Below are 25,907 nucleotides of genomic sequence, written 5' to 3' on the forward strand. Positions count from 1 at the left end.
CGCTCAATCCGGGGTTATCCGCCCGGTCAACAGCGTTGCTGCCAGTGCCCTTGCCTCTGTGGCAAAGCGTTCGGGCGCATAGCGTGATGCCCAAAAAGACCGGATAGCGGCCTCATATGCCTTTCTGTCTGCCAGGTAGCGCGTGAGCATATCATCGATAGCCGTCACTTGCGCCGCCCGGTTGCCTTGCAAACACAGAGCAAGAGGGTGCCCTTCAGCCAGCGCCGTGGCCCCGTCGAACGCTCCCAGGATCAAAGGGAGGCCATATTCACAAGCTTCCAGCGCCCCAATGGGCTGACCTTCGTAGCGCGAACTCAGCATATACCCATCCGCCTGCGCCAGAAGCGGACGCACATCCGGAAGCGGCCCCAACAGCCGCACCCGCCCCGCAGCCGCACCAGCCAGCCGCTGCACCTGCTGTGCAAAGCGCGGGTGATTGGTGCCGGCGCCGCAAAGGCTGAGGGTGACATCGCCCGGCAAATGCCGCATCAGGCGCAAGGCGGCGGCATAGTTCTTTTGCCAGCCCACCCGGCCTGTCATGACAATATGTCGCCCCGGCGGGCGGGACAGGCCGGAGACCTGATCTGGCACGCGTCCCGATACGGACCCCAGATGCGAGGCATTGCCCAGCACATGGGAGACGTGACCGGTCATGGCTTCTCCCATCTCGGCCTGCATCCTGTCTCTTTGGGCCGGGGTCAGAAACACCAGATCCAAAGGCGGGCAGGCCGTCAGCAGGCGACGTTCAATCCTGCGGGCAGGGGTACTGGTGCCCGGACGGTGACCACGCCCAAAGGGCAAGCCGTGATAGGTCAGCGCCACACGCGTGCCGGACGGGCCATGATGGTCGGGCTGCCACTGCCCTGACACCATCAACTGGCGCAGAGCCAACACCGGCATCCGCGCATGAGCCCAGACAAGATCAGCAGGATGATCTGTCAGGCAGGCAGCCAGCGCGCCCCGCGCAGCGCGCCAGTGGCGAGGGTCAAGACGGCTTGCCAACCCCGGCAGGGCCACATGTTTCGCCCCCAAGGCAGAAATGTTCGCATAACCGCCCTGGTCCGGTTCACTGATCACGGTGAGGCGCGCATGTCCTTGCAGGGCGCCCACCAGATCGGTGATATGGCGCGGCACACCTGACGCATGTCCGTCGCCCCCCAACAGAACGATGTGTGGCTCAGACAAGCCCAAGAGCCGCCGCTCCGAAAAAACCTGCCGTGCCCAGAGGGCGTTGCCGGTAAAGCCCCAGCCGGGCAAAGGCCCGCACCCGGGACAGGCCGCGTTGTGCCCGCGCTTCCTCGAACGCATCGAAAAGAGCGCTGTTCTCTGGCGTCAGGTCATCCCGCATGTGCCTCAGCGCGCCCGCGTTCAGGTTGAGTCGCCGGGCAAAGGCCCCGCCCAGCACCGCCCGCTTGCGCGCCAGCTGCGCCAGCGCCCCACGCCCCGCGCCAATCGCATTGCCTGCATGCTGGCGATACAGCACCACGGGCGGACCATCATCATGCAGTACATGTCCTCCCACGCCGCTGACCAGCTGATAAAGCCACCAGTCATGCGCAAAAAGCGCGTCGATCCGTCGGGCCATCCTGCGCGCCAGGGCGGCGGCGGCCGCGTTCAGTACGATGGTGTTGCCGGTGGCCACATTCTCGATCAGTGCATTGGCAAAGCCCGGGGGGCGGGCAAGCGGGGGCATGGAACGCTGCGTGTGATCTTCGGACCCGTCCCAGGGCCGCACCCGCGCACAATAAAGGGCCGGCACATCTGCGGGCAGGGGGGTCAGGGCGGCAACAGCGCGCGCCAGTTTATCCGCCGTCCACACATCGTCCTGATCGGCAAACGCCAGCGGCCCTGGCCCAGACTGACCGATCAGATGCAGGTAATTGGCCGCAAACCCGGACCGGGGCCCCGAGATCACCGACACCTCTTGTGCTACATCGCCAGCAAACGCCTCGAGCACCACACGGCTTTCCCCTCCGGCACTGTCATCACTGGCTAGAAGCCGCCATTGCCCATGACTTTGCGCGGCCAGGCTGTGCAATTGTGCTGGCAGATGGTCTGCGCCCTCGCATACCCCCATGAGTATCTGAATACTGCCCATACCTGCCTCAGCCATGTCCTGCCGCCTCCACCGGATCCAGCATTGGGAACAGTGGTGCTCCCGCCGGGATTAGTTTATCCGGGGCGCAGGTGCAAAGACTAGGTCTGGATTTCATGAGTAACTATCTTCGCTGGGCGCTGGTCAAACGCTTTGTTGCGGTTGTCAGACAAGAAGGGCTTGGCCACGCCCTGCATCGCGTCGGGCTGTATCTTGGGCGCCAGCTTCGCGGCTTTGGCCCCAGCGTTCTGAGAGCCAAGGGCACGGCGACAGCGCCAGAAGCCTATCTGCAGGGCACCTGGGCCGATATCGCGCGAGGCGGCGGTTTTCATGCGCCCCGTGATCGAACAGGCCCTCCGAAGATCGCCCTCATTGGGGACCTCAACCTGTCGCAATGTCGCAAATACAGGGTCGAGCAATTGGCCGCCTTCTGGCAGGCACAGGGCGTGGCCTGCGATTATGCACATTACGAGGATATCCCGCGCTGTGTCCGCCTTCTGCAGGAGGCCACGCATCTGTGTGAATACCGGCTTGAAGCGACACCGCTCACGCAGATGTACCGCTATGAAGCACGGAGGCTGGGGCTACCGGTGCTTTATGACATTGATGACCCGTTGTTTTCCGTGTCGGCCTATGAAACCTACCACAACATGGCCGCGCTCGAGCCCGGACTGAAAGCACATTTCCTGTCTGTTGCCCCGCGCTATGCCCAGATGATGAACAGCGCCGACATGGTCACCCTGTCGACCCCGGGCCTGGTTGAGCACGCAAGGCTTTATACCCCGCGCCCCGTTCATATGCGCCGCAACTTTGCCGATGAACAAACGCTTGCAGATGGGGCGCAGGCGATAGAGGCCGTCCAGAAGACGCCGGATGACGCACTCTTTCGCGTGGTCTTTGCCAGCGGGTCGCAAGGGCATGAGGCCGATTTCGAGATCATCGCCGAGGCGATGGAGGCCTTTGTCACAGCAGCTTCGGATCGCCGCCTGATGGTGCTGGGACACTTCCGTCTGGATCTGCTGCCCAGTTCCTTGCGGGCGCGCACCGAGCATCACAAGTTCCTGCCCTACGAAGAATATCTGGAGCATCTAGCCCGGGCCGATGTAGCGGTGATGCCGCTGCAGGACGATCTTTTCAATCGCTGCAAAAGCGCCGTGCGGGTGATTGATGCCGCCTCGGTGGGGTTGGTATCGGTGGTGAGTGATGTCGGCGATCTGGCCAACCTGGTGGAAGACGGCACCACGGGGTATGTGGCCCGCCAGCCCGACGACTGGTTGAACGCCCTGGAAAATCTGGCACAGGACCGAGCCAAAACGCGGACCATGGGGCAGGCAGCCCGGGCCCAGCTCGAGACGCATTGGGCCGGGCAACCCGCGCCGCATATCATCGACCCCGAAGTGCTGGACTGGGTCCGCACATGACCCAGACCGTGCCCCATATCCTGCTGGCCAATGTGTTTTTCGCCCCTTTTTCCTATGGCGGGGCAACAGTGGTGGCCGAAGAAGTTGCCCGGTCTCTCGTACGACGGGGCGCCGCCAAAGTCAGTGCCGTATCGCTTATGTCACGCGCGGAACTTGCCCCTTATACTGTCATTCGGTCACATGTGGGCGGAATCGACAACTACCTGATCAACATGCCCGCAGGCCGCAGCCCACAGGCTTTCTGGGACAATCCTGAAGTCGAGGCAGTGCTGGACGATCTGATGGGTCAGCTGTCCCCGGATCTGCTGCATGCCCATTGCATTCAGGAAATCGGGATTGGCCTTTTGCGCGCCGCAGACCGGAGGCAGGTGCCCACCATCCTGTCCGTGCATGATTTCTGGTGGATTTGTGAACGCCAGTTCATGGTGCGCATGGACAACGTCTATTGTGGGCAAAACCCGGTGCGGGTCGAGGCCTGCAAAGGCTGCGTGGGAGATATTAACGCCACCCGCTCTCGCTTTGAGGCCCTCACGGAGGCCGCTCAAATGGCCCAGATTGTCACCTATCCAAGCCGCTTTGCACTGGAGCTGTGCGAGGCCTCAAACCTTGCCCCCGGGCATGGAGTGGTCTGGGAAAACGGGGTTCATCTGCCCGGGCCAGGCTTTGCCGCCGCTCAGGCTGCCCGCCGCACCCGTGATCCGCGCACGGTCTTTGGCTTTGTCGGCGGGCCATCGCAGATCAAAGGATGGCCCATCATCCGCGCCGCCTTCAAAGGGTTGGAGCGTGCCGACTTTCGGGTCGACCTTGTGGATGGCAGCCGCGATGGCGAATGGTGGCGGGGGCACAGTTTTGCCGACCTGCCAGGAGAATGGCGCGTCCTGCCGCGCTTTGAGCAAACGGATATGGATCAGTTCTATGCCGGCATCGACGTCTTGCTGTTCATGTCGCAATGGAAAGAAACCTTTGGTCTTGCGATCCGGGAAGCGCTTGCCCGCGGCATCCACGTGATCCAGACCGACAGCGGCGGAACCACCGAACACGGGGCCGTAGACCCTGCGCGGCTCATTCCCATTGGGGCAGGGCCTCAAGCATTGCAGACCCAGCTTGAGGAGGCCATCCTCAAAGGGCATCAGGACCTGCCTACAACCCGTGACGTCACAGGATTTGACGATCAGGCCAGGGCGCTGGAACATGAAATCTCGAAACTCGTTGCGCCGGGCCCGGCTGTCTCAACATCATAATCCGTTCTCTTTGTCTTCCAAAAGACCGGGAATTTCTTTGCAACTCAGAATAGAACACCCCCTGCCATCCCTTTTAGGCCTGTAATCAATGTTATGTTAATTTTTGCGCTTTGGACGCCATATGTACCTTTGCCACGGTCCGGAAAATCGCCCTGTTCGGGCAACAGCTTTCCCGCTAAAAGCGGGCACGTATAACGATCGGCCCGAAGCAAAGGACAATACCATGATCACACCTGTGCTTTTGTGCGGCGGCTCGGGCACGCGGCTGTGGCCTCTTAGTCGGAAATCATACCCCAAACAGTTCACGCAGCTTCTGGATGACCAGACCCTGTTTCAGGCGTCGGCCTTGCGATTGTCAGGGCCGGATTATAACGCCCCTCTGGTGATAACAGCCTCGGATTTCCGCTTTATCGTAGCCGAGCAGTTGCAAGCGGTGGGGATCGACGCCAGCGCCATCCTGCTGGAGCCCGAAGGACGCAATACCGCCCCCGCTGTTCTGGCCGCCGCCCTGCATGTGGCCCAAGACGACCCGGACGGGCTGATGCTGGTGGCGCCATGTGATCACGCAGTACGTGACGCGAACGCCTTTCGCGATGCCGTCGCCTCCGGGGTACCCGCAGCAGAAACCGGCCAGCTTGTCACCTTTGGCATCACACCGACCTATCCAGAGACCGGCTATGGATATCTGGAACTGGCCGAGGCCCCACAAGGGGTGGCGCCCGTGCCCCTGTCCCGTTTTGTTGAAAAACCTGATGCGGACCGCGCGACTGAAATGGTGACCGACGGGCGGCATCTGTGGAATGGCGGGATATTCTTGTTTCGCGCACGCGATATCCTGACCGCGTTCGAGGCCACTGCCCCCGGCCTCATCCCCCCGGTCCGCGCAGCCCTTGAGGCGGCAAAGCCCGATCTGGGTTTCCTGCGCCTGGCGCCAGAACCCTGGGGAAAAGCCGAAGACATCTCGATCGATTACGCCGTGATGGAACGCGCGGATAATCTGTCGGTCGTGCCCTTCCCGCATGGTTGGTCTGACCTTGGCGGATGGGATGCAGTCTGGCGCGAAAGCACACAGGACACACAAGGCGTTGCCACCTCCGGTAATGCCACTGCCCTTGATTGTCAGAACACGTTGCTACGTTCAGAGGCGGATCAGCTGTCACTGGTGGGCATTGGGCTTGAGGATGTCGTGGCTGTCGCCATGCCCGACGCAGTGCTGGTGGCCCATGCCTCGCAAGCCCAAAGAGTCAAAGAGGCGGTTGCCGAACTCAAAGCCAAATCGGCCCCCCAAGCCACAGAGTTTCCCAAGGACCACCGCCCCTGGGGGTGGTTCGAAAGCCTTGCCATCGGGGACCGTTTTCAGGTCAAGCGCATCCATGTGCATCCCGGCGCGGCGCTGAGCCTGCAAAGCCACCACCACCGCTCTGAACATTGGATCGTTGTGCAAGGCACTGCCAAAGTGACCATTGACGGCACCGAACAGTTGGTCAGCGAAAATCAATCCGTCTATATCCCGCTCGCCGCCGTCCATCGCATGGAAAACCCGGGCAAAGTGCCCATGGTTCTGATCGAGGTTCAGACCGGCAGCTATCTGGGAGAAGACGACATCACCCGCTACGAGGATGTCTACGCACGCTCATGAAACGATATATCTCAGCTCTGGCCCGGCGGCTTGCGCCACCCCCTCCGCACGCCCCTGCCCCGGCCGCCCAACACGGGCGCAGCCCCCAGCCCCCTGCCCGGCTTTTCCCAGGCATCGGCAAGCATCACAACATCATGGATGTGGGCAATTTCATCGCGGCCATGTCCTCGGCTGAATTTGCCAATGCCGAGTTCACCCAGGCCCGCCCGTTCCCAGAAAAAAATCAGATGTATCCCTGGGCCATGAGCCAGACCAAGGGCGACGGGCTGGTGATGGAGTTTGGGGTGGCCAGCGGCGGCACTGTCAACCAGCTGGCCAATCTGCACAAAGGTCCGGTCTATGGCTTTGACGTCTTTACCGGTCTGCCCGAAACATGGCGCCCCGGCTTTCCCAAAGGGGCCTTTGCCCAGGATGCGCTTCCCAAGGTGCGCAAGAATGTCGAGCTGGTGGTGGGCCTTTTCGAGGATACCTTGCCGGGCTTTGTCGCCTCCCACCCCGAGCGGGTCAAACTGCTGCATGTGGATTGCGATATTTACTCAGGCACGGTTACGATCTTTACCGAACTGGAAAACCAGATCGACGATGATACGATCATTGTCTTTGACGAATACCTGAATTTCGCCGGCTGGGAGCGGGACGAGCATCGCGCCTTCATGGAGTTTTGCGCGCGCACCGACCGGGTGCCGGAATATCTGGCCTTCGTGCCTGCCTCCGAACAGGTGGTGGCCCGCGCCAAACGTCGCCGCCCCGGACAACGCGTGCCACAGATTGTAGCTGCGGCCGCCCCGGCCGAGCACGCCGCCGGCCCCGAGGACGGGCTGCTCTTGTCCCATGTCCGCCATGTGACCTTTGATCAGATGGAGGAAGCGGGCCTTGACGTGCGCCGCTTTAACGATGGGGCTGCCTCCCTGAATATGGGCGATACGAAAACCTATCCCAATATCCCCAAGAACTGGCGCAAGCCCCAGGATCTGCTGCCCACCCGCGCCGCCTGGATCAAGGGCGCCGAACTGTTCTCGGATGGGTCGGTGCGCATGCCGGGACGGCTTTACAATTACTATGACGGGGCGTTTCACCTCGAACCCTGGCAAGACCGTCATGTGCGCAGCGTCCTGCACCATCTGGATGCCGAGACGGGCGAGGCCCTTATCAAGGCCCGTGGCCCGCGCGAAAAGATCCCGGGCAAGGCTTTTTCCCTGATCACCAACGCCGCCGCGAATTACGGGCACTTCATCCATGACGTTCTGGCCCGCATCCATTACGACGCGGTCGGTGCTATCAAACCGGGTGAGCACAAAATCCTCGCGCCTCGTTGCCGCTTTCCTATGCAACGCGCCTTGTTAGAGACTGTTTTTGCCGGTTACGACATCATCGAGCTGGCCCCCGGCAATGTTTATGAAGTCGAGGAATTGGTCTGGCCCGCCAATTTCTGCTCGTCGACTCGGTTCAACCCCGCGGGCCTTGCCACCCTGGCAGAGCGGCTGCGCAGCGCCATGGCACCGTATCGGGATGGATCAGCCCGCAAGGTCTGTGTGTCCCGCCGTGACGGCAAGGGCGGCGGCGGACGCGAGTTTGTCAACATGGACGCCTACGAGGCGCTGGCCAGCGAGCATGGGTATGAGGTGGTCGAGGTCTCGACGCTGTCGATTGAAGACCAGTTCGCGCTCTGGGCCAACGCCACGCATATCCTCGGGGTTCATGGCGCCGGGTTGATGAACATGATCATGATGCCGGAAGGCAGTTTTTATACCGAGATAACCGGCGCGCCCTTTGGGCCGGCCTTCATTTCCCGCTGCGCCGCAGCTGCAGGCCATAACGTGGAAGGCGTGAACGGCATCGAGAACAAGCAGGGCAAACCTGAAATCGATCTTAAAGGGCTGGCCAAGATCTTGAAGGCCCGTGGATGACTGATGCCCCTGCCCTGCATGGCGCGCGGCACATCCTGATCGTGGGTGCCGGTTTTGCCGGGGCGGTCTATGGGCGCACCCTGGCCGAGGCGGGCTGGCGGGTCGAGATCATCGACCGGCGCGATCATGTGGCCGGCAACGCTCATGATGCCGTGGATGGCAATGGCGTGCGGGTCCACACATATGGCCCACACCTGTTTCACACCCAGAACAAAGAGGTGTTCGACTGGATCTGCCGCTTTGGCGCAATGACGCCCTATCGTCACAGCGTGACGGCCCGGCTGGAGGATGGCCGCCACGTGCCGCTGCCCATCAATCGGGCCACGTTAGAGACGCTTTTTGACGTCACCCTGCCCGATGCCGCCGCTGTCGAGGCGTTGCTGGCAGCCCAGGCTGTCCCCATCAAAGCCCCTGCAAATGCTGGGGAATATCTGCAAAGCCGGATCGGCCCCCAGCTCACAGACCTGTTTTTCAGACCCTATACAAGGAAGATGTGGGGGCTTGAGCTGGAGGACATGGACGCTTCGGTGGTGCGCCGCATCCCGCTGCGCGACGATTACACCAGCGATTATTTTCCCAATGACACCTATCAGGCGGTGCCCCAAGACGGGTACACCGCGCTTTTTGCCAATATCCTGGATCACCCGAATATTTCGATCAGCCTCAGCACTGATTTTGACCGTGATATGCAACGCGACGCGCATTGGTGCTTCAACGCCATGGCGATTGACGATTATTTCGACCGGTGCTTTGGCGCGCTGCCCTACCGATCGATCCGGTTTCATACAGAGGCGCGCCCGCGTGCAGATCTGACAGGCACATCGGTGGTCAACTATACCGATGACGGCCCCCTGACCCGCGAAACCAGGTGGGCGCTGCTGCCCGGACACGAGGTTGACCCAGGTCCGCAGACCACGGTCACGGTTGAAGAACCCTGCTCTTACGAAGACAACGGGTACGAGCGCTATTATCCTGTCAAAACTGCTGATGGGCGGTATCAGGAGGTTTATCGCCGCTATGCGGATGAGGCCGAGCGGCATGACCGCCTCAGCTTTATCGGGCGTTGCGGGACATATCAGTATCTGGACATGCATCAGGTCATCAATCAAAGCCTGATGCAGTGTCAAAAATGGATCGCAAGCCAGACATAGGCTGTCAGAACAGGAAATCTGTTCCGTCAAGATCCGCCAGATCAACCCCCACCAGGGTAATCGAGCTGTCGACGCCGGTGGTGATCACCACATCCAGACCCACCTGCTCGGTCTGCGCCAGCACATCAGAGGTGACATAGAATGTCGACAGGCCACTGATATCCAGAACCTCGAGAATGTTGTTCGCATCAAAACCGATAACCCGGTCATGCCCATGTCCGTCGGCAAAGACAAACCGGTCAGCATTGAAATCCCCGTAAAGGATGTCGTCGCCCGCGCCGCCAATCAGCGTGTCGAACCCGGAATTGCCACCCAGAATATCGTCGCCTTCTTCGCCCACGATGTAATCATTGCCTGATCCGCCAAAAAACCGGTCATCCCCGGTGCCCCCCCACATCTGGTCATTGCCGCCCTGCCCAAAATGGCTGTCCGGCCCTTCGCCGCCATAAAGCAGATCATCCCCGTCACCACCAAACAACCGGTCAAAGCCCAAGTTGCCATAAAGGGTATCGTTCCCCTCATCACCAAAGAGGTTATCCGCCTGGTGTCCGCCATCGATCACATCATCGCCACTGCCACCAATCAAAAGGTCAAAACCTTGTTCCCCCAGAATGGTGTCATTGCCGGCGCCGCCTTCGACCCCATCCACAGTGAAGCCAAAGCTGAAGCCCGCACTGATCCAGTCATCACCATCGCCCCCGAAGATACGGTCTGGGCTGCCTCCGCCCCAGATTTGGTCATCGCCCACGCCTCCATAGATCACGTCAAACCCGTCACCTCCCGTGATCACGTCATGGCCCGTTCCCCCTTCGAGGAAATCCGCATTGTTGCCTCCCGAGATCGTATCATCCCCCACGCCGCCCAGGATCGTGTCGAACCCTCCCGCCCCGATCAGAACATCATTGTTGCCATTGCCCTCGATCAGATCATTGCCGCCCTGGCCGACGATTTCATCTGTGCTGGAGCCGCCAATCAGATTGTCGTTCTGAGGAGAGCCCATCTGTGCATTGCCGCCTGTCGCCACAATCACGGGTTCCGGGCGCATCTGAACCTCAAAAGAAGGTTTGGGATAAAACAGGGTCGGATCCAGATCGCCACCGGTTTCTGGCCCTGTGTCGGGGCTGTCATCGATATAATCGTCCAGATCGGTCGAAATATTCGGGTTCAGGCCCAACCCACCGTCTTCAAAATCCGCCCATGTCAAAGGTGATCCATCCGCCGTATAGACATGCAGCACCTCAGTGCCGATGCGAATCTCAGCGCCCCAGCTGCGGCTGATCAACAGGATGTCCTCAACTCCGAGACCCGGCAAAGGGGCCGTGAGCAGGATCGTGTCGATGCCCCGCTGAAAATCCAGGATACGGTCAACCGCGCCGTCCTCTGCAAATATGAACGTGTCGGCCCCGGCATCACCGCTCAGCAGATCAAGGCCCGCACCATCGGTGATCACATCATTGCCCACACCGCCTGACAGCGTGTCAGCACCGGCACCGCCAGAAATGACGTCATCCCCCGCGGTTCCCGAGAAGATATCAGCACCGGCATCGCCGGTCTGGGTCACACCCGCATTCTCCAGATCAAAGGAAAATTCGACCAAATAAGGGGGCCCTTGCATCGCCACAAAGATCCGGGCCATGTCACCCGTCACCACCACCTCAATCGCTGAAATCCCGTTGAGAGGCGTTTCAAGGCTCGCCGCCAGCGTGGCCACTTCCAAAAGCTGCCCCCCCGGCAGCAACGTGAACACTGTCAGCCCCTGATCGCTGCCGGCTGCCACCACGTAAGGCTGCCCGGCGATTTCCATAACAGACAGATGGCTGACATCGTCAAACCGGGTGTCGAGCGTGTCGATCATGTGATCCACTGGCACAAGGGTGTTGCCCTCGATAACCAGAACAGTCAGCGAAGAACTGCCCGAGGCCGCCATGATCACATAGGCCATCCCATCCGGCCCGGTGAGCGTGACCACGGCACTAGGACTATCGACCCAGGCCCCATCCTCGGGGCTGGCCGTGTCGACATGGGCAAACTGCCCGTTGCCCCCGGCTCTGAGCAGCGCGATCTGGTCTGACCCGGCATAGGTCACCACCGCATAATCGATGCTATTTACAGTGACCCATGACACGGCATTGGCTGTCTGCCCTGCCAATTCGCCAAGCCCTGTTGGCACGCTGACGCTGACCTGCCCGTTGCTGCCAAACTCCAGCTGGGCCAGCCCGCCCCCCCGCAGGGTGATCATGGCGCTGGTCCCATCCCCGGACATAGCGATGGCACTGATCTGGCCCAGATCAAATCCACCCGCATCAAAGGTGACGGAACCGTTTAGGCCCGATCCCGTCTCGACCTGACCTTGCAAATCATCATCAGACAGACCTGCCAGCAGCACATTGGTGGTGCCCCCTGGCCCCGTGACCAGAGCGATCTCGGTGTCTTCAAGCTGCAAGAACTGGGTCGGGATGGTCCAGCTGTCCTGCAAGCTGGCAGGATCGTCCCCGTTACCCAAGGCAAACCGGCTAAGCGTACTGCCCCCGCGGCCTGCCGCATAAAGCACCGGTGCACCATCCACAAAGCCGATCTCGAGATCGGTCAGGCCAACCAGCAGATCGGGGTCACCCACAGTGACGGCACCCTGACCCATCAATGTCGTCCGCAGCATCCCGCACTCCATCTTCACGAGACAGGGCACGCAAAGCCCAGTCCCCACACGACAGCCAAACACCATGTGCCAGCGGCTGGACTGGGGACGCGATTGCGGTTCAATGCTGGCTTTTGCTGCCAGTTTTCTCTGTATTTGAACAGTTTTACGGATGCTTCGGGGAAATGACTGCAAGACCGGGAAGTGTTGCGCCAACAGGCGCGGCCCCGGTCGCTTGGTTAACGTTGTTTTAGAACCGTGGCGGCATCTCTCGACCCCGCTCACAGCTATAAAGGATCGTCCACGTGTCCGAGACCTCCCCAGCCCTTGCCCTGCCCTATATCCAGCCATCACAGGCGCAAAAACACGTCACCCATAACGAAGCGCTGCGCATCCTTGATGCCGTGACCCAGCTGAGCGTGGAAAGCGCGGATCTCACCACACCACCAAGTGACCCGGATGAAGGCGCGCGCTATATCGTGGCAACCCCCGGCCAGGGGGACTGGGCCGAGCAGGATCAGGCCATTGCCCTGCGCTCGGGCGGGACATGGGAATTCTTTGCGCCCCAGCCTGGCTGGCGGGCTGACGTGATCCCCACAGGGTTAACCCTGCGCTTTGACGGCACGGCCTGGCAAAATGCGGCCCTGCCCAGCACCCTGCCCCTGTTGGGGCTGAACACTTCGGCCGATGCCACCAATCGCCTGGCCGTGGCCTCTGAGGCCACATTGCTGACCCATGACGGGGCGGGCCACCAGCTTAAGATCAACAAGGACGCAACCACCGACACCGCCAGCCTGCTGTTTCAGACCGGCTGGTCCGGCCGGGCCGAGATGGGCACCACCGGTTCGGACGATTTCACCATCAAGGTCTCGCCCGACGGCACACAATTTCTGACCGCGCTGACGGTGGACGCCGATACCGGCAAGGTCAGTTTTCCGCAAAACGGTTCATCACGCGAACAGCTGAGCGCAGACCGCACCTATTTCGTGCGCATGGATGGCAGCGACAGCAATACGGGTCTGAGCAACAGTGCGGGCGATGCCTTTCGCAGTCTGCAACACGCAATCAACAGGCTTTTGAGTCTCGATTGCGGCACCTATGACGTCACGGTCCAGGTCGCCCCAGGAGATTATAGTGAAAACGTCTCTGTTTCAGGGCAAATTCTCGGATCCGGCACCTACAAGATTGTGGGCGACACCACCGATCCCAAGCAGGTCAAGACTCAGAAGATCATCTGCACCCAAGGCGCCTCTCTCAGTATCGAAGGGTTCGAACTGACAGCCGCCAACGGTTTGACGGTTCAGTCCGACGCGAAAGTCGACGTCGGCGATCTGCATTTTTCCGGCCCCGGATCGGCCCTCAGCCTGCAACAGGCCTTTATTAATGCCAATTATGCCAACCTGAGCTTTGGACCTGCGGTCACAACCATCGCCACGATGTACAATTATGCCTACCTGTCCGGTTTTGGGGCAACCTTCACGCTGGAAACCGGCATCGATTGGGGCGCTTCAGGCGCGTTTTTCATGCAAGGCTTCTGCCTGGCCTGGTTGCAAAGCTCACAATTTAACGGGGACACCGGTAGCGCCATTGGCCGACGCTATAGTTTGTCGCTTTCGTCGGCACTCAACACGGCCAATGCAGGAGTCACTTTCATCCCCGGCAGTGTCGCCGGGACAACCCTGCACAACAGCACATATCTCTGATGGGCACGGCACAACACCGTCGTGACAAGGGCAGAGGCGGTTGATAAGACCGGGGCGATATCCAATTGGAGACGCCCGTTGAACATCACCAAAACAGCCCTGCCCGGCGTGTTTCTGCTAGAGCCGCCCCGCTTTGGCGATGACCGGGGCTTTTTCAGCGAAAGCTGGAACCGCAAGACATTGGCGTCGCACGGGATCGACATCGATTTCGTGCAAGACAACCACTCGCTCTCGGCGCAGGTGGGCACAGTGCGAGGGCTGCACTTTCAAGCGCCCCCCCATGCACAGGCCAAGCTGGTGCGCTGTGGGCGCGGGCAGCTGTTTGATGTGGCCGTGGACATCCGCAAGGGCAGCCCCACCTATGGCCACTGGGTGGGGTATGAATTGAGCCATGACAATGGCCTGCAGCTTTTGATTCCGGCAGGGTTCCTGCATGGGTTTGTCACCCGCGCACCCGACACCGAAATTCTCTATAAATGCAGCGATTACTATGCCCCTGACTGTGACGGGGCCGTGCGCTTTGACGATCCGGATATCGGCATTGACTGGGGTCTGACAGCAGACCCTGTCTTGTCAGAGAAAGACGCAGACGCGCCGTTGCTGGGTGATTTTGACAGTCCTTTTGTCTGGGAAGGTGCTTCATGAAAATCCTGGTGACAGGCGGGGCTGGCTTTATCGGGTCGGCCGTGGTGCGGCTGGCCATCGCGCGGGGACATCAGATCGTCAATGTGGATGCCCTGCGCTATGCCGCCTGCCTCGACAATGTCGCCAGCGTCGCGGATGATCCCGGCTATGCCTTTGAAAAGGCAGACATATGTGACGCCGATGCAATGGCGCGGATTTTTGCAGATCATGCACCTGATACAGTCATGCACCTGGCGGCTGAAAGCCATGTCGACCGCTCCATTGACGGCCCTGCCCCGTTCATCCGCTCGAATATCGACGGCACCTTTACCCTGCTTGAGGCCGCACGCCACTACTGGCAGGATCAGGGACGCCCGGAGGGATTTCGCTTCCATCATATCTCGACTGACGAGGTCTATGGCTCGCTTGGCCCCACGGGGCAATTCACCGAAGAGACACCCTATGACCCGCGCTCGCCCTATTCAGCCTCAAAGGCCGCCAGTGACCACCTGGTGCGCGCCTGGCACGAGACCTATGGCCTGCCCGTTCTTCTGACCAATTGCAGCAACAATTACGGCCCCTATCACTTCCCCGAAAAGCTGATCCCGGTGGTCATCCTGAACGCCTTGGCGGGCAAAGACATCCCCGTCTATGGCAGTGGAGAAAACGTGCGCGACTGGCTCTATGTCGAGGATCATGCCGATGCGCTGCTGCTGGTTTTGCAGCAGGGGACATTGGGGCGCAGCTATAATATCGGCGGAGAAAACGAGCGCAGCAATATGGATATGGTCAAGACCATCTGCAGCCTTCTTGATCGTTTGCGCCCGGGCGATCGCCCCTATGCCGAGTTGATCACGCAGGTCGCGGACCGCCCGGGCCATGATGCGCGCTATGCGATTGATCCCACCCGCATCCGCACCGAGCTGGGCTGGCGCCCCTCGGTCACTGTCGAGGAAGGGCTGGAAAAAACGGTGCAATGGTACCTCGACAACGAGACCTGGTGGCGCGCCCTGCAGGACCGGGATGGTGTGGGCCAGCGACTGGGAAAAGGCCATTAAAGGACATGCCACTTGTCCAGATATCCGGCCAACTGGTCTATTTCGCACATGTCCCAAAATGCGCCGGAACCGCCATCGAATGGTGGCTGCGGGACGCCTTTGGCCAACTGGCCTTCTATGATCCACAGTTCTTCACCCTGCCCCCGGCCGAACGTTGGACCCGCAGCTCGCCTCAGCATATGGACCGGCAGGCTTTTGAGCGGCTTTTTCCCCGTGGATTTTGCGATGCTGTCTTTACCGTGGTCCGCCACCCGGTGCCGAGGTTGATCTCGGCGTTTCGCTTTCAGCGGGATGTGGAGGAAACTGTTTCCCCGGACATACTTTTTGAAGATTGGCTGCACCGGATCGAAACCAACCGATCCGAGGCATTTTGGGACTACGACAACCACAACCGCCCAATGGATGATCTGGTGCCCGAGGGTGCAACCGTCTTTCGCCTTGAAAACGGGCTTGAAGCGGTTCGGGCCTGGGTGCAGGACCTTGTCGGCCCCGACCACCCTGCCCTCCCTGAGATCGCACCGCGAAATATGATGACCGCGCGTCTCAAGCACTTGGGGAAAGACGACACCCCGGTGATCCCGACTGCTGCAGCGATTGACCAGATCGCCCAACGTTATCACCGCGATTTTGCACGCTTTGGATATACCCCTCATGATTGGAGCGCATGCGGATGACCACGCTTGTCTTTGGAACCAACGGCCAGGTGGCCACCGAATTGCGCTTGGTGGCCCCCGATGCCACTTTTCTGGGCCGTGACGAGGCGGATTTGTCGAACCCCGAGGCCTGCGCGGCGGCCATCGACGCTCATCACCCCGATCTGGTGATCAACGCCGCCGCCTACACAGCGGTGGACCGCGCTGAAGAAGAAGAGGGGTTGGCCCACCAGATCAATGGTGCAGCCCCCGGCGCCATGGCACGCGCCGCTGCGAAACATCTTATACCATTCGTTCACATTTCCACCGATTATGTCTTTGCAGGAACCGGCACCCAGCCTTGGATGCCCAACGATCCGGTGGCCCCCCAAAACGCCTATGGCCGGAGCAAGCTGGCCGGTGAAGACGCCGTGCGCGCCGCAGGCGGCTGCCATGCGATCCTGCGTACTTCCTGGGTGGTTTCGGCCCATGGCAGCAATTTTGTGAAAACCATGCTGCGGCTCGGAGCAGAGCGCGACGCCCTCTCAATCGTAGTCGATCAGGTGGGGGGGCCTACCCCGGCCCGCGACATTGCCACCGCGTGCCTGAAGATCGGAGCTGTTTTGCAAGACACTCCCGGCGCATCTGGCACCTATCATTTCTCCGGTGCCCCGGACGTCACATGGGCCGATTTCGCGCGGGCAATCTTTGACAAGGCAGCACTGTCCTGCACCGTAACGGATATTCCCAGCACTGACTTTCCAACCCCGGCCGCACGCCCATTGAATTCGAGACTTGACTGCACAACAACCGAAACAGTCTTTGACCTGCCCCGCCCCGATTGGCACAACGGCCTTGATCAGATACTGAAAACCCTGAAGGAAGAATGACATGCTGGGATTGTTTGGAAAGAACCGCAAAGCTGCGACCAGCAAGGCAGATATTCCTGCAAAAACAGAGGCAGTACCCGTGACAGAGACCGCCCCAAATTCCGGACCCGCCGAGTTGGGTGAGATTCAGCAGATCTGCCAGCGCCTGACCAAGCCCGGCTATGGTACGGTTGCACCCTCCGAAATCGACTTCATCCAGTCCCTGATCCGCGACCACCGCCCCGAAAGCTTTGTCGAGATCGGCATGGCATCGGGTATCTCGACCGGATTCATCGCCCGCTTCATGGAGGCATATGGCGGCAAACGGGTGGTCTCGCTTGATCATGACGACACGTTCTTTGGCGATACGTCAAAACCCAACGGGTTCCTGGTGCCCGAGATATACGATGGCACCGCACTGGACCTGTCACTGATCAAATTTCGCACGGCCCTCGACATTCACGAGATTGACGGCACGTTCGACATGGCCTTTATCGACGCCAATCACCAGCATCCCTGGCCGATGATCGACATGATGGCGCTTTATCCACGCATGTCAGGCCCCAAATTGATGATCCATCACGATCTGAGGCTTTTCCAGTTGCAAGACGTGATGTTCGGTATCGGCCCCAAATATCTTTTTGACCAGTTCCCCGATGCAATGCGCATCCGGTCCGAAGCCAATCACGGAAACATCTTTGCCGTGGATCTCAGTATGGACCAGGATCGTTTCGAAGCCCTTTGCATGGATCTGGTCAAGCTGCCCTGGTCGCTGCGCACACAGCTGCAACCCAAATACATCGAACAGATCACCGCCATGCTGGAGCGGCATTACTCACAGGCAATGCAGGATCAGTTCCAGCGATGCCTCTCCCTTTACAACGTCCAAGACCGGTTTCGCTCGGGTCTCTAAAAGAAAGCTTTCCATGACACGCAAAGGCATCATTCTGGCAGGCGGCTCGGGCACGCGGCTTTACCCCATCACCATGGGCGTCTCCAAGCAACTGTTGCCGGTCTATGACAAGCCCATGATCTTTTATCCCCTGTCCGTTCTGATGCTGTCAGGTATCCGCGAGATCGCCCTGATCACCACGCCCGAAGACCGCGGCCAATTCCAGCGGCTTCTGGGGGATGGTAGCCAGTGGGGCCTGTCCTTTACCTTTATCGAACAACCCTCTCCGGACGGGCTGGCCCAGGCCTATCTGCTGGCCAGGGATTTCCTGAATGGCGCCCCGTCGGCCATGGTGCTGGGGGACAACATCTTTTTCGGGCATGGTCTGCCACAGATGCTGGCCAATGCCGATCAGCGCATGGAAGGGGGGACGGTCTTTGGGTATCACGTCGCCGATCCGGAACGCTATGGGGTGGTGGGCTTTGATGCAGATGGTCAGGCGCAGCAGATCATCGAAAAGCCTGAGGTGCCGCCGTCAAACTATGCAGTCACGGGGCTTTACTTTCTTGACGGCACCGCGCCAGACCGCGCTGCCCAGGTACAGCCATCACCCCGGGGCGAGCTGGAGATCACCACGTTGCTGGAAATGTATCTGTCCGAAGGCCTCTTGAGTGTTGAGCGGATGGGGCGCGGGTATGCCTGGCTGGATACGGGCACTCATGCCTCGCTGCTGGATGCCGGAAATTTCGTACGCACCCTGAGCGAACGTCAGGGAATGCAAACCGGCAACCCCGACGAGATTGCCTATGAGCAAGGCTGGATAGATCGCGCCGCCCTTGAAGAGCGCGCCAAGCTTTTCAGCAAGAACAGCTATGGGGCCTATCTGAGGCGACTTCTGCAATAAAACCTGACGCCCGATGTTTCGCGCGCGAAACCTTTTCAGGATGTCTTGGGCGCGTCACGCAACCAATCCAGCAAGGCCTTGCGAAACGCCGGGGTCACATCCGGGCCTGACAACCGCAACACCGCATCCCCATCAACCCATTGTGCCTGCAGACCAGGGCGAATGCTCTGCTGCCTCAAAGCGGGATTTTCAGATGAGGCCGGCTTTTTATTAGTCTCTAAACCGCTCTTTAGAGACTGTTTTTCCACTGCACCTACCAGTTTGACCAGCAGCGCTTGTTCTGCCTCTCCGGTTGCGGGGGCTGCCTTGGAAATCGCGTCTTGAACATGCGCTGCAAACTCAGGCGTTTTTTCCAACGCGGCTGACAGGCGCAGACCCAATCGCTCGCCAATGAGATAGGGGAAATTCAGAACTCCATCAAAGGCCGTCACCAGCGGCAAAAACGACCGGATCTTGGAACGTTTGGGGCGCGATGCTGTACGAAACAGACTGAGCAGGGCCGCCTTTTCAGTCTCGAACACGCCTTGTTCCACTGATTTCATGGCAATGCGCGCGCGTTCAAAATAACTCAGACCCACCCGGATCTCATTTTCTTCAACCATGGACAGATAGGTCTCGGACGCCTCGGATGGCCGCCGCAAAAGAGCAAGAACCTGACCATCATGCTGACCGTCTTCGGCCAGACGCGCGATAGCCTGACAGCGCCGCCATCCAGAAATCAGACCATACTGGCCTGGCGCAATCTCAAGCACGTCGATGGGCGTCTGTTGGCCCCGCGTGGCAATGGAGGTCAGCAGCGCCTCCATCTCTGCATCGTCGGCCTTAAACCGATCGCGGATAATATGATCCATGTTGATGGCCGTGATCGGCAGGGACAAAACCATGCGCCCCTCATCCTGCGCATTGCGCATTTCCTGGCTTAAATCAGACAGCGCAGCAGCCGTTGCCGCGTCCGAGGCCACATCGGCAATAGGGGCACGAGAAACCGCCGATTTCGTCTCGGGGGCGGCGCCAAACATGTCTGGATTGGCAGGGCTGAGGCGTTTGCGTTTGGCCATATCGATTTCATTCCCTCTTTCGTGGCGGAACAGGATTATTCCGCAGTGTCGGCACTCTGCACGGCCTCGGCATCCTTGGCCCAGGCCCCCACCAGAAGCTGTTTGAAGGCCGCATAGGTGGCATCAAAGGTCTGTCGGCCGCGGACATAGGTTTCGCGGTTAAAATCACGGTAGTCCGCCTCGTAAATGCCTTGCACCTGCTCCCCGGCCTGCCCAATCAGCGCGGTGAAATCCTGACGGTGGGGCGAGAGAGTCGGGCCCAAATAAGCCTGCATCAGAGCCGCTAATTCCGCCTGTTGGGTGCCATCATACCGGGTGATGACCGCCCGCACAGCATCCCATTCAAACGCCAGCCCATCCCGGCCCAACGCACGGGCGGCCATATTCTCGGCCTCCTCGATCGAGCCGAAAGTGGCATGTAGCATATCAAAGAAGCGGCCCGTTGAATCAAACTCAAGAAAAGACGCCCCCAGCGGGACCAGCAGAATATCGGCCGCCGCCAGCCCGTTGATGGTCAGATATCCAAGGGCAGGGGGGGTATCGAGAAAAATGATGTCATACTCATCCAACACCCCGTCCTGCGCAAATGTGTCGGTCAGGACATCCCATAATTTCCAACCCCGCGCGCCCATGCGCCAGACGGGAATCTGGAATTCGGCCCAGTAGAGATTCAGCTGGGCCCCAATAAGATCGATATTGGGCCAGTGGGTGTTTTGAATGAGCGCGCTTGCTGTGACATCCAGGGCTTCGGTCAGCGTGTCATCCAGTGGGGCAGGGGCCTCGCCACGGTCCAGGCGGCGCTGGTTTTCGACCCGCAAATGGGTTGCATAGTGGCGCGCCATCAAGGGGAACACGGTTTGCCATTCATCCTCGACCTGCCCCCCGAAGATCGATGTCATGGATCCCTGGCTGTCCAGATCGACCACCAGAACCTTGTACCCATCAAGAGCGGCCGACATGGCCAGATGCGCGGTGGTCGATGTCTTGCCGACACCGCCTTTGAAGTTGGCCACGGCCACCATCTTGGCTGGCAATCCGGCAGGGCGATAAGGAAGGTATTCTTTGGCTTTCGATCCTTCTTCGCCAAAGTGGGCTCTGAGGCGGAGAACCTCGTCAAAACTGAACCATTTTGCACCGCCTTCTGTTTCGGACCGGCCTTGGGGCAAATCCGGGTTTTGCTTTAACACGCGGCGGAAATGACCTGTTGCAACAGGGATCAGATAGCGGGTGATTTCCCAGGTTGAAAAAAGACGCAGATGCCGGGTGGCTCCATCATCCAATCCGCGTGAGGATAAATCGGACCGGCCCTTGGCACAGGCCTCGGCAATTTCGGCAAACCGGGCCGTGGTTGTGCCTTCTCCCAAAGCAGCTTGCGCGACCTTGGGGTCGATGTTGAAATAGGGAGGAAGGTCGGGGGAAGGGGCCTTGGGGGGCATCTGTGCTTCAGCCTGTTCTCTGCATTATTGGGGCACAATGTTCGCCCTTTTTCCCAGAATACCAGAAAACAGCGCATATGGAAGAAAAGAGATAACACCTGTGGTTTTCTTTAAGAAATTCAAAGATATGAGGGAAAGAAAGCCCCTGATTTTTTAGAGTCGGCCCAAGATGCGAAGATTTTTTATCCAGTTATATCTTGTTAATTATATGTTACAGGGATTCAGAGCTTCTGTAATCTTCTGAATTAAATGATTTTTTTCGTACTTTTCAAAATCAGGCCGACTCTGAACCCCCGATAAGGTGACTCTGATCCACCGCCAGAGCGATTCTGAACCGACGCTCTGCAGACTGGACCGGGCCTGTGGATAACTCTAGGCTGGGTGTCACTGAAACCCCGAAAGAATCGGGGGCGTGAGCAGAGCAGAGTTATGACCGGATCTCAGGGGCTTTTGCCGGATCGTCATCCTACGGGCGACTTTTTCGTCTGTGATATTTTTGGGGCGTCGCCCAAGGATGATCTGGCGTCGATGGAGCACCCGATTTTTTCCCTGTCCACACGCCCGGATCGCCGGGTGCTGTCTTATGCGCATAACGGCTGTGAGGTCACCGTCACCCCAAGCGTGCGGGGGCGGGCCACGATCCATGACAAGGATATCCTGATCTATTGCGTGAGCCAGTTGATTGCCGCGCTGAATGCCGGGCGCACGGTGTCGCGTCGGGTCACCCTGAAGGCCCATGATTTACTGGTGGCCACCAATCGCGATACGGGCGGCGACAGCTATGCGCGTCTGCGAGAGGCGTTTGAACGTTTGGCCGGCACTCGGATCACCACCAATCTGGAAACCGGCGGGCTGGAAAGCACGCAAGGCTTTGGCCTGATTGAAAGCTGGGAAATCCTGCGCCGTTCAAAAGGCGGGCGGATGATCTCGGTGACGGTGGTTCTGTCGGAATGGCTTTTCCGTGCGGTCGAGGCGCGGGCCGTTCTGACGCTGAGCCGCGATTACTTCCGCCTGCGCAAACCGCTGGAGCGGCGCATCTACGAATTGGTGCGCAAGCATTGTGGGCGTCAGCCCGAATGGCGCGTGTCGATCCCCACCTTGCACAAGAAAACAGGAAGTGCCGCCCCGGTACGGGTATTTCGTGCGGCTGTGCGCCGTATCATCGCGGATGCGCATTTGCCGGATTATGACCTCAGCGAAGCAGAAGGTGACATCCTGGTGGTCCGACGCCAACGGGTGGTAGAACCAGAGGCCCCGCGCCCCGGATCAGATGCGCTGGAGGCGGCGCGCGGCCTTGTACCGGGCGCGGATGTCTATGCGCTTGAGGCGGAATGGCGCGCCTTTTGGGCCGAAACCGGACGGCAGCGCGTGTCCTCCCCTGACAAGGCTTTTTTGGGGTGGGTCAAGGCGCGCAATAAGGGGTCGTAAAACACACCCTGAAAAACGGGGCGGCCCGGGCATATCGAGGGCAGGATCGCCGGGCGCTGCCATTTGGAATATCTTTTTAAACCAAAGATATAAAAGGGTGATCCCGCAGAAACCCAGCAAGCTGTTGATGCAACAGGGATGGGCATTGATGGCACCCGGATCACGATCCTCAGTTATCATGTAAAACGCAGGTTAAATCGCTGGATCATAAGGCATGAAAATCATAAGTTGCGCTTAAAGAGAATCCAGGAATGTGACAGTGAGAATATGGGCGCAGGAAGAGCAGATCGCGGCCTTGCATGGTATAAGGTCAGACGGGGTCGGATTGTGGTCTCGTTTGTGCTGGCCTGTGGGCTGCTGGGGGCAGCTTTTGTCGGTGGTGGGCTGTTCATGAACGCCGGCCCCGAAGCCAGAGCCAGCCAACGTCCTTATCCGGTTGTCGCCGTTACCTGCGATGCCGATCTGCGTCTGTGCCAGGCCCTGGTGCAGGCCTTGTCGGAAATGGCCCCGACGCATCTTTATCGCATCAACCCCAAACCCCACCCACCCGAGGCTTTTGATTTGCGTCTGGACATCAGTGCGGCCGGGGCGGCGCAACTCTATTGGCAGGACAATAAAGGCGAAATTGTTCTGCGAGATGGCCACAATGATGCCGAATTTGCTCGCCATATAGTCAAAGCCAGCCCCGGGTTGGCAGAGGCCCTGAGCGGGTCTCGATAGCTGCTGTTTGAACGGAGAAGACGACCCCATGTGTACGATTTGCATGATGACCCAAACCTTTGACCCTGACCGCCACACGGGGGACGAGCCTGTTTTTGACGGTCCTCTCGATCCGCTGAACGCCACTATTTCGGAGAGCGGCGATGCGGCCTCGGGCATCTCGACCACCTATACGATGAGTCCGGGCGATACGTTTTCGGGGAACATCGCTCAGCTGGGAGATGTGGATTGGGTGGCCATTACGCTTCAGGCTGGCACGACCTATCAGATTGACGCTCTGGGTTCGGGCAGCACAGGCGGCGGCACGCTCTATGACACGGATCTGACGCTCTACAACAGCAGTGGCGGCTTCATTGAATATGACGATCTCGATGGGGGCGGGTTTGATGCACAGATCACCTATACCGCCACGATCACCGGCACCTATTATATTGCGGTCTCGTCTTACCAGGATGGAAATGCGGGCTCTTACAACCTCGCTGTAAATGAGGTGGCCCCGCCGCCGGTTCCCGGCACTGTGGGCACGGTTGACCAATTGGCCGAGTTCCTCAAAAGCGGGACCAATGGCGGGATCGAATACACGTTCGACACCAGCAGTTCGAACCAGATCACGGTGGATATCTCGGGCCTGACAGCGGCAGGCCAGCAGCTGGCGCTCTGGGCGATGGAGGCCTGGGAAATGGTCGCCAATCTTGACTTTATTGTGCAGTACGATGGCCAGGGCAATGAGATGATCACCGTCGATGACGAGGATAGTGGGGCCTTTGCCTATTACCCCAATGCCGGTTCGACCGCCGCAGGGGTCGAGCTGAATGTATCACAGCAGTGGCTGGTCAACAGCGGCACCTCGCTTGACAGCTATTCTTTCCAGACCTTCGTGCACGAATTCGGCCATGCGATAGGGTTGAACCATCTGGGCAATTACAACGCGACACCGGGTGTTTCCATCACCTACGAAGATTTCGCGTTTTTCACCAATGACAGCTGGCAGATGTCGGTCATGTCCTATTTCAGCCAGACCGAGAATACGTCGACCAATTCTACTTTTGGCTATCTGGCCGGGCCGATGATTGCGGATATCGTTGCCATCCAGGATTTTTATGGTGCGCCGGGGGCGAGTAGCGCGACAGCGGGCAACACCACCTATGGCCAGGGGTCGAACCTGGGCAATTACATGGACGAGATTTTTGCCGCGATGGCCACAGGGGCGACCAGCAGCAATATCCAAGGCAACCCGATGGCCTTCACCATCTATGATGCAAGTGGTGAGGACACGATCAACCTGTCCTACCTGTCGGCCAGCCAGGGAAGCAATATCAACCTCAACGGTGGCATGTTCTCCAATATTGGCACGTCTATCGGTGTGATGGGCATCGCTGTCGGAACGGTGATCGAAAATCTCTTTTCCGGCGCTGGCAATGACACGATCACCGGCAACGCAGCGGCCAATACGATCCATGGCAATGGCGGCCGTGACAGTATCCTGGGCGGCGATGGGAATGACAGCCTTCTTGGCGGTGCTGGTTTTGACACCCTTGAAGGCGGTGAAGGGAACGACACGCTGGATGGCGGAAGCAATGCCGACCTGTTGCAGGGTGGTGCCGGTCAGGACCTGCTGATTGGCGGGGACGGGGCCGACCAGCTTGAAGGCGGCATCGGCAATGACCAGCTGTTTGGCGGGGCCGGGGCCGATCGCATCTTTGGCGGGGACGGGGCCGACCTGATCCGCGCAGGGTCCAGCACCGGGACCGCAGTTGATGGTGTCGAAGGCGGTGCCGGCAATGACCGTATCTTTGGTGAAGCGGGCTTTGACCTGCTTCTGGGCGGCACTGGCGACGATGAGCTTTATGGCGGCAACCAGGCTGATAATCTCTACGGTGAAGACGGCAACGACACGCTGGATGGCGGCAACGGGTTTGACCGCTTGTTTGGCGGTGCCGGCAATGACCTTTTGCTGGATTTTGAAGGCTTTGGCGGCTATTTCGGTGGGTCGGGCAATGACACGATCCAGTCCGGTGACGCGGCGAACAAGTTCTTTGGCGAAGGCGGCAATGATGTGATCGAGGCCGGTGGCGGCAATGACACGATCGGCGGCGGTGCGGGCTTTGACGTGATCGATGCCGGGACCGGCAATGACCTGATCTTCGGGGATTTCAACGCCGATACGTTCGTCTTTACCGATGGTCACGGGGCCGACACGGTGGGCGATTTCGACGCGCTCAATGCGATTGAAAAGCTGGACCTGTCGGGGATCACCGGGCTGACGCTGGCCGCGCTCGAACTGGGCAATGCCTCGAGCGGGGCGGCCACGCAGGTGGGCGGCAACGTGGTGATCGACACTGGCGGCGGCAATTCCATTACGCTCAATGGCGTCAATATCAGCGATCTGGACAGCTCGGACTTTATCTTCTGATTTGGATCACCAAAGCGTTTTGCCTTAAGGCCCTTGCTTAAGGCGAAACGCTTATCCCCAAACCGATATAGGATCCGTTGG

The 25,907-nt window shown here is 59.4% G+C and carries 20 protein-coding genes; 15 read left to right on the top strand and 5 right to left on the bottom strand.

The window, feature by feature from the left end; genetic code table 11:
- Nucleotides 1-3: 3 nt before the first annotated feature.
- Together V6N02_RS01580 and V6N02_RS01585 are read right to left on the bottom strand one after the other, a co-directional pair.
- Nucleotides 4-1,185, bottom strand: coding sequence for a glycosyltransferase family 4 protein (locus tag V6N02_RS01580; protein ID WP_371223627.1), 1,182 nt, complete (start codon nucleotides 1,183-1,185; stop codon nucleotides 4-6).
- The gene (locus tag V6N02_RS01585; RefSeq protein ID WP_371223629.1) at nucleotides 1,178-2,113 is read right to left on the bottom strand and encodes a glycosyltransferase; all 936 of its coding nucleotides are present in this window, start codon (nucleotides 2,111-2,113) and stop codon (nucleotides 1,178-1,180) included. Before V6N02_RS01585 ends, V6N02_RS01580 begins: the two co-directional genes overlap by 8 nt.
- A gap of 98 nt (nucleotides 2,114-2,211) precedes the next feature.
- Between V6N02_RS01585 and V6N02_RS01590 the strand changes: the two genes are divergently transcribed.
- The 5 genes from V6N02_RS01590 to V6N02_RS01610 all read left to right on the top strand — a co-directional run bounded on the left by V6N02_RS01590 (nucleotide 2,212) and on the right by V6N02_RS01610 (nucleotide 9,454).
- A complete protein-coding gene (locus V6N02_RS01590; protein WP_371223631.1) occupies nucleotides 2,212-3,516 on the top strand; it encodes a glycosyltransferase in 1,305 nt (434 codons plus the stop codon).
- On the top strand, nucleotides 3,513-4,757 hold the full coding sequence (locus V6N02_RS01595; RefSeq protein ID WP_371223633.1) for a glycosyltransferase: 1,245 nt from the start codon (nucleotides 3,513-3,515) through the stop codon (nucleotides 4,755-4,757). The genes V6N02_RS01590 and V6N02_RS01595 overlap by 4 nt, the downstream gene beginning before the upstream one ends.
- A gap of 223 nt (nucleotides 4,758-4,980) precedes the next feature.
- A complete protein-coding gene (locus V6N02_RS01600; RefSeq protein WP_371223635.1) occupies nucleotides 4,981-6,396 on the top strand; it encodes a mannose-1-phosphate guanylyltransferase/mannose-6-phosphate isomerase in 1,416 nt (471 codons plus the stop codon).
- Complete coding sequence (locus V6N02_RS01605) at nucleotides 6,393-8,303, top strand: glycosyltransferase 61 family protein (RefSeq protein ID WP_371223637.1); 1,911 nt, start codon at nucleotides 6,393-6,395, stop codon at nucleotides 8,301-8,303. The genes V6N02_RS01600 and V6N02_RS01605 overlap by 4 nt, the downstream gene beginning before the upstream one ends.
- Nucleotides 8,300-9,454, top strand: coding sequence for a UDP-galactopyranose mutase (locus V6N02_RS01610; RefSeq protein ID WP_371223640.1), 1,155 nt, complete (start codon nucleotides 8,300-8,302; stop codon nucleotides 9,452-9,454). The genes V6N02_RS01605 and V6N02_RS01610 overlap by 4 nt, the downstream gene beginning before the upstream one ends.
- Nucleotides 9,455-9,458: 4 nt before the next feature.
- Here V6N02_RS01610 and V6N02_RS01615 read toward each other — a convergent pair whose 3' ends face one another.
- The gene (locus V6N02_RS01615) at nucleotides 9,459-12,110 is read right to left on the bottom strand and encodes a calcium-binding protein (RefSeq protein WP_371223642.1); all 2,652 of its coding nucleotides are present in this window, start codon (nucleotides 12,108-12,110) and stop codon (nucleotides 9,459-9,461) included.
- A 284-nt stretch (nucleotides 12,111-12,394) separates the two neighbouring features.
- Between V6N02_RS01615 and V6N02_RS01620 the strand changes: the two genes are divergently transcribed.
- The 7 genes from V6N02_RS01620 (at nucleotide 12,395) to rfbA (ending at nucleotide 18,771) form a co-directional block, all read left to right on the top strand.
- A complete protein-coding gene (locus tag V6N02_RS01620; RefSeq protein ID WP_371223644.1) occupies nucleotides 12,395-13,792 on the top strand; it encodes a DUF2793 domain-containing protein in 1,398 nt (465 codons plus the stop codon).
- Between the two features lie 78 nt (nucleotides 13,793-13,870).
- On the top strand, nucleotides 13,871-14,437 hold the full coding sequence (rfbC, locus tag V6N02_RS01625) for a dTDP-4-dehydrorhamnose 3,5-epimerase (protein WP_371223646.1): 567 nt from the start codon (nucleotides 13,871-13,873) through the stop codon (nucleotides 14,435-14,437).
- Nucleotides 14,434-15,474, top strand: a complete 1,041-nt coding sequence (gene rfbB, locus V6N02_RS01630) for a dTDP-glucose 4,6-dehydratase (RefSeq protein ID WP_371223648.1) — start codon at nucleotides 14,434-14,436, stop codon at nucleotides 15,472-15,474. Before rfbC ends, rfbB begins: the two co-directional genes overlap by 4 nt.
- 5 nt (nucleotides 15,475-15,479) lie before the next feature.
- A complete protein-coding gene (locus V6N02_RS01635) occupies nucleotides 15,480-16,148 on the top strand; it encodes a sulfotransferase family 2 domain-containing protein (protein ID WP_371223650.1) in 669 nt (222 codons plus the stop codon).
- Nucleotides 16,145-16,996, top strand: coding sequence for a dTDP-4-dehydrorhamnose reductase (rfbD, locus tag V6N02_RS01640; protein ID WP_371223653.1), 852 nt, complete (start codon nucleotides 16,145-16,147; stop codon nucleotides 16,994-16,996). Before V6N02_RS01635 ends, rfbD begins: the two co-directional genes overlap by 4 nt.
- A gap of 1 nt (nucleotide 16,997) precedes the next feature.
- A complete protein-coding gene (locus V6N02_RS01645; protein ID WP_371223656.1) occupies nucleotides 16,998-17,888 on the top strand; it encodes a class I SAM-dependent methyltransferase in 891 nt (296 codons plus the stop codon).
- Nucleotides 17,889-17,901: 13 nt separating this feature from the next.
- Nucleotides 17,902-18,771 (top strand): glucose-1-phosphate thymidylyltransferase RfbA, encoded by an 870-nt coding sequence (gene rfbA / locus V6N02_RS01650; protein WP_371223658.1) that lies wholly within the window; start codon nucleotides 17,902-17,904, stop codon nucleotides 18,769-18,771.
- A gap of 35 nt (nucleotides 18,772-18,806) precedes the next feature.
- On the opposite strand, the gene V6N02_RS01655 is transcribed toward rfbA, so the two are convergent.
- A complete protein-coding gene (locus V6N02_RS01655) occupies nucleotides 18,807-19,829 on the bottom strand; it encodes a ParB/RepB/Spo0J family partition protein (RefSeq protein WP_371223660.1) in 1,023 nt (340 codons plus the stop codon).
- A gap of 35 nt (nucleotides 19,830-19,864) precedes the next feature.
- Nucleotides 19,865-21,265 (bottom strand): AAA family ATPase, encoded by a 1,401-nt coding sequence (locus V6N02_RS01660; RefSeq protein ID WP_371223662.1) that lies wholly within the window; start codon nucleotides 21,263-21,265, stop codon nucleotides 19,865-19,867.
- A 429-nt stretch (nucleotides 21,266-21,694) separates the two neighbouring features.
- On the opposite strand from V6N02_RS01660, the gene V6N02_RS01665 reads away from it, so the two are divergent.
- The 3 genes from V6N02_RS01665 to V6N02_RS01675 all read left to right on the top strand — a co-directional run bounded on the left by V6N02_RS01665 (nucleotide 21,695) and on the right by V6N02_RS01675 (nucleotide 25,826).
- Nucleotides 21,695-22,693 carry a replication initiator protein A gene (locus V6N02_RS01665; RefSeq protein ID WP_371223664.1) on the top strand — a complete coding sequence of 333 codons (999 nt, stop codon included), beginning with the start codon at nucleotides 21,695-21,697 and terminating at the stop codon, nucleotides 22,691-22,693.
- A gap of 327 nt (nucleotides 22,694-23,020) precedes the next feature.
- Complete coding sequence (locus tag V6N02_RS01670; RefSeq protein WP_371223666.1) at nucleotides 23,021-23,413, top strand: hypothetical protein; 393 nt, start codon at nucleotides 23,021-23,023, stop codon at nucleotides 23,411-23,413.
- Nucleotides 23,414-23,456: 43 nt separating this feature from the next.
- On the top strand, nucleotides 23,457-25,826 hold the full coding sequence (locus tag V6N02_RS01675; RefSeq protein ID WP_371223668.1) for a M10 family metallopeptidase C-terminal domain-containing protein: 2,370 nt from the start codon (nucleotides 23,457-23,459) through the stop codon (nucleotides 25,824-25,826).
- The last annotated feature ends 81 nt before the right edge of the window (nucleotides 25,827-25,907 follow it).

Origin of the sequence: Roseovarius conchicola, assembly GCF_041403425.1 — a bacterium.
In the GTDB taxonomy this organism is placed as follows: domain Bacteria; phylum Pseudomonadota; class Alphaproteobacteria; order Rhodobacterales; family Rhodobacteraceae; genus Roseovarius; species Roseovarius conchicola.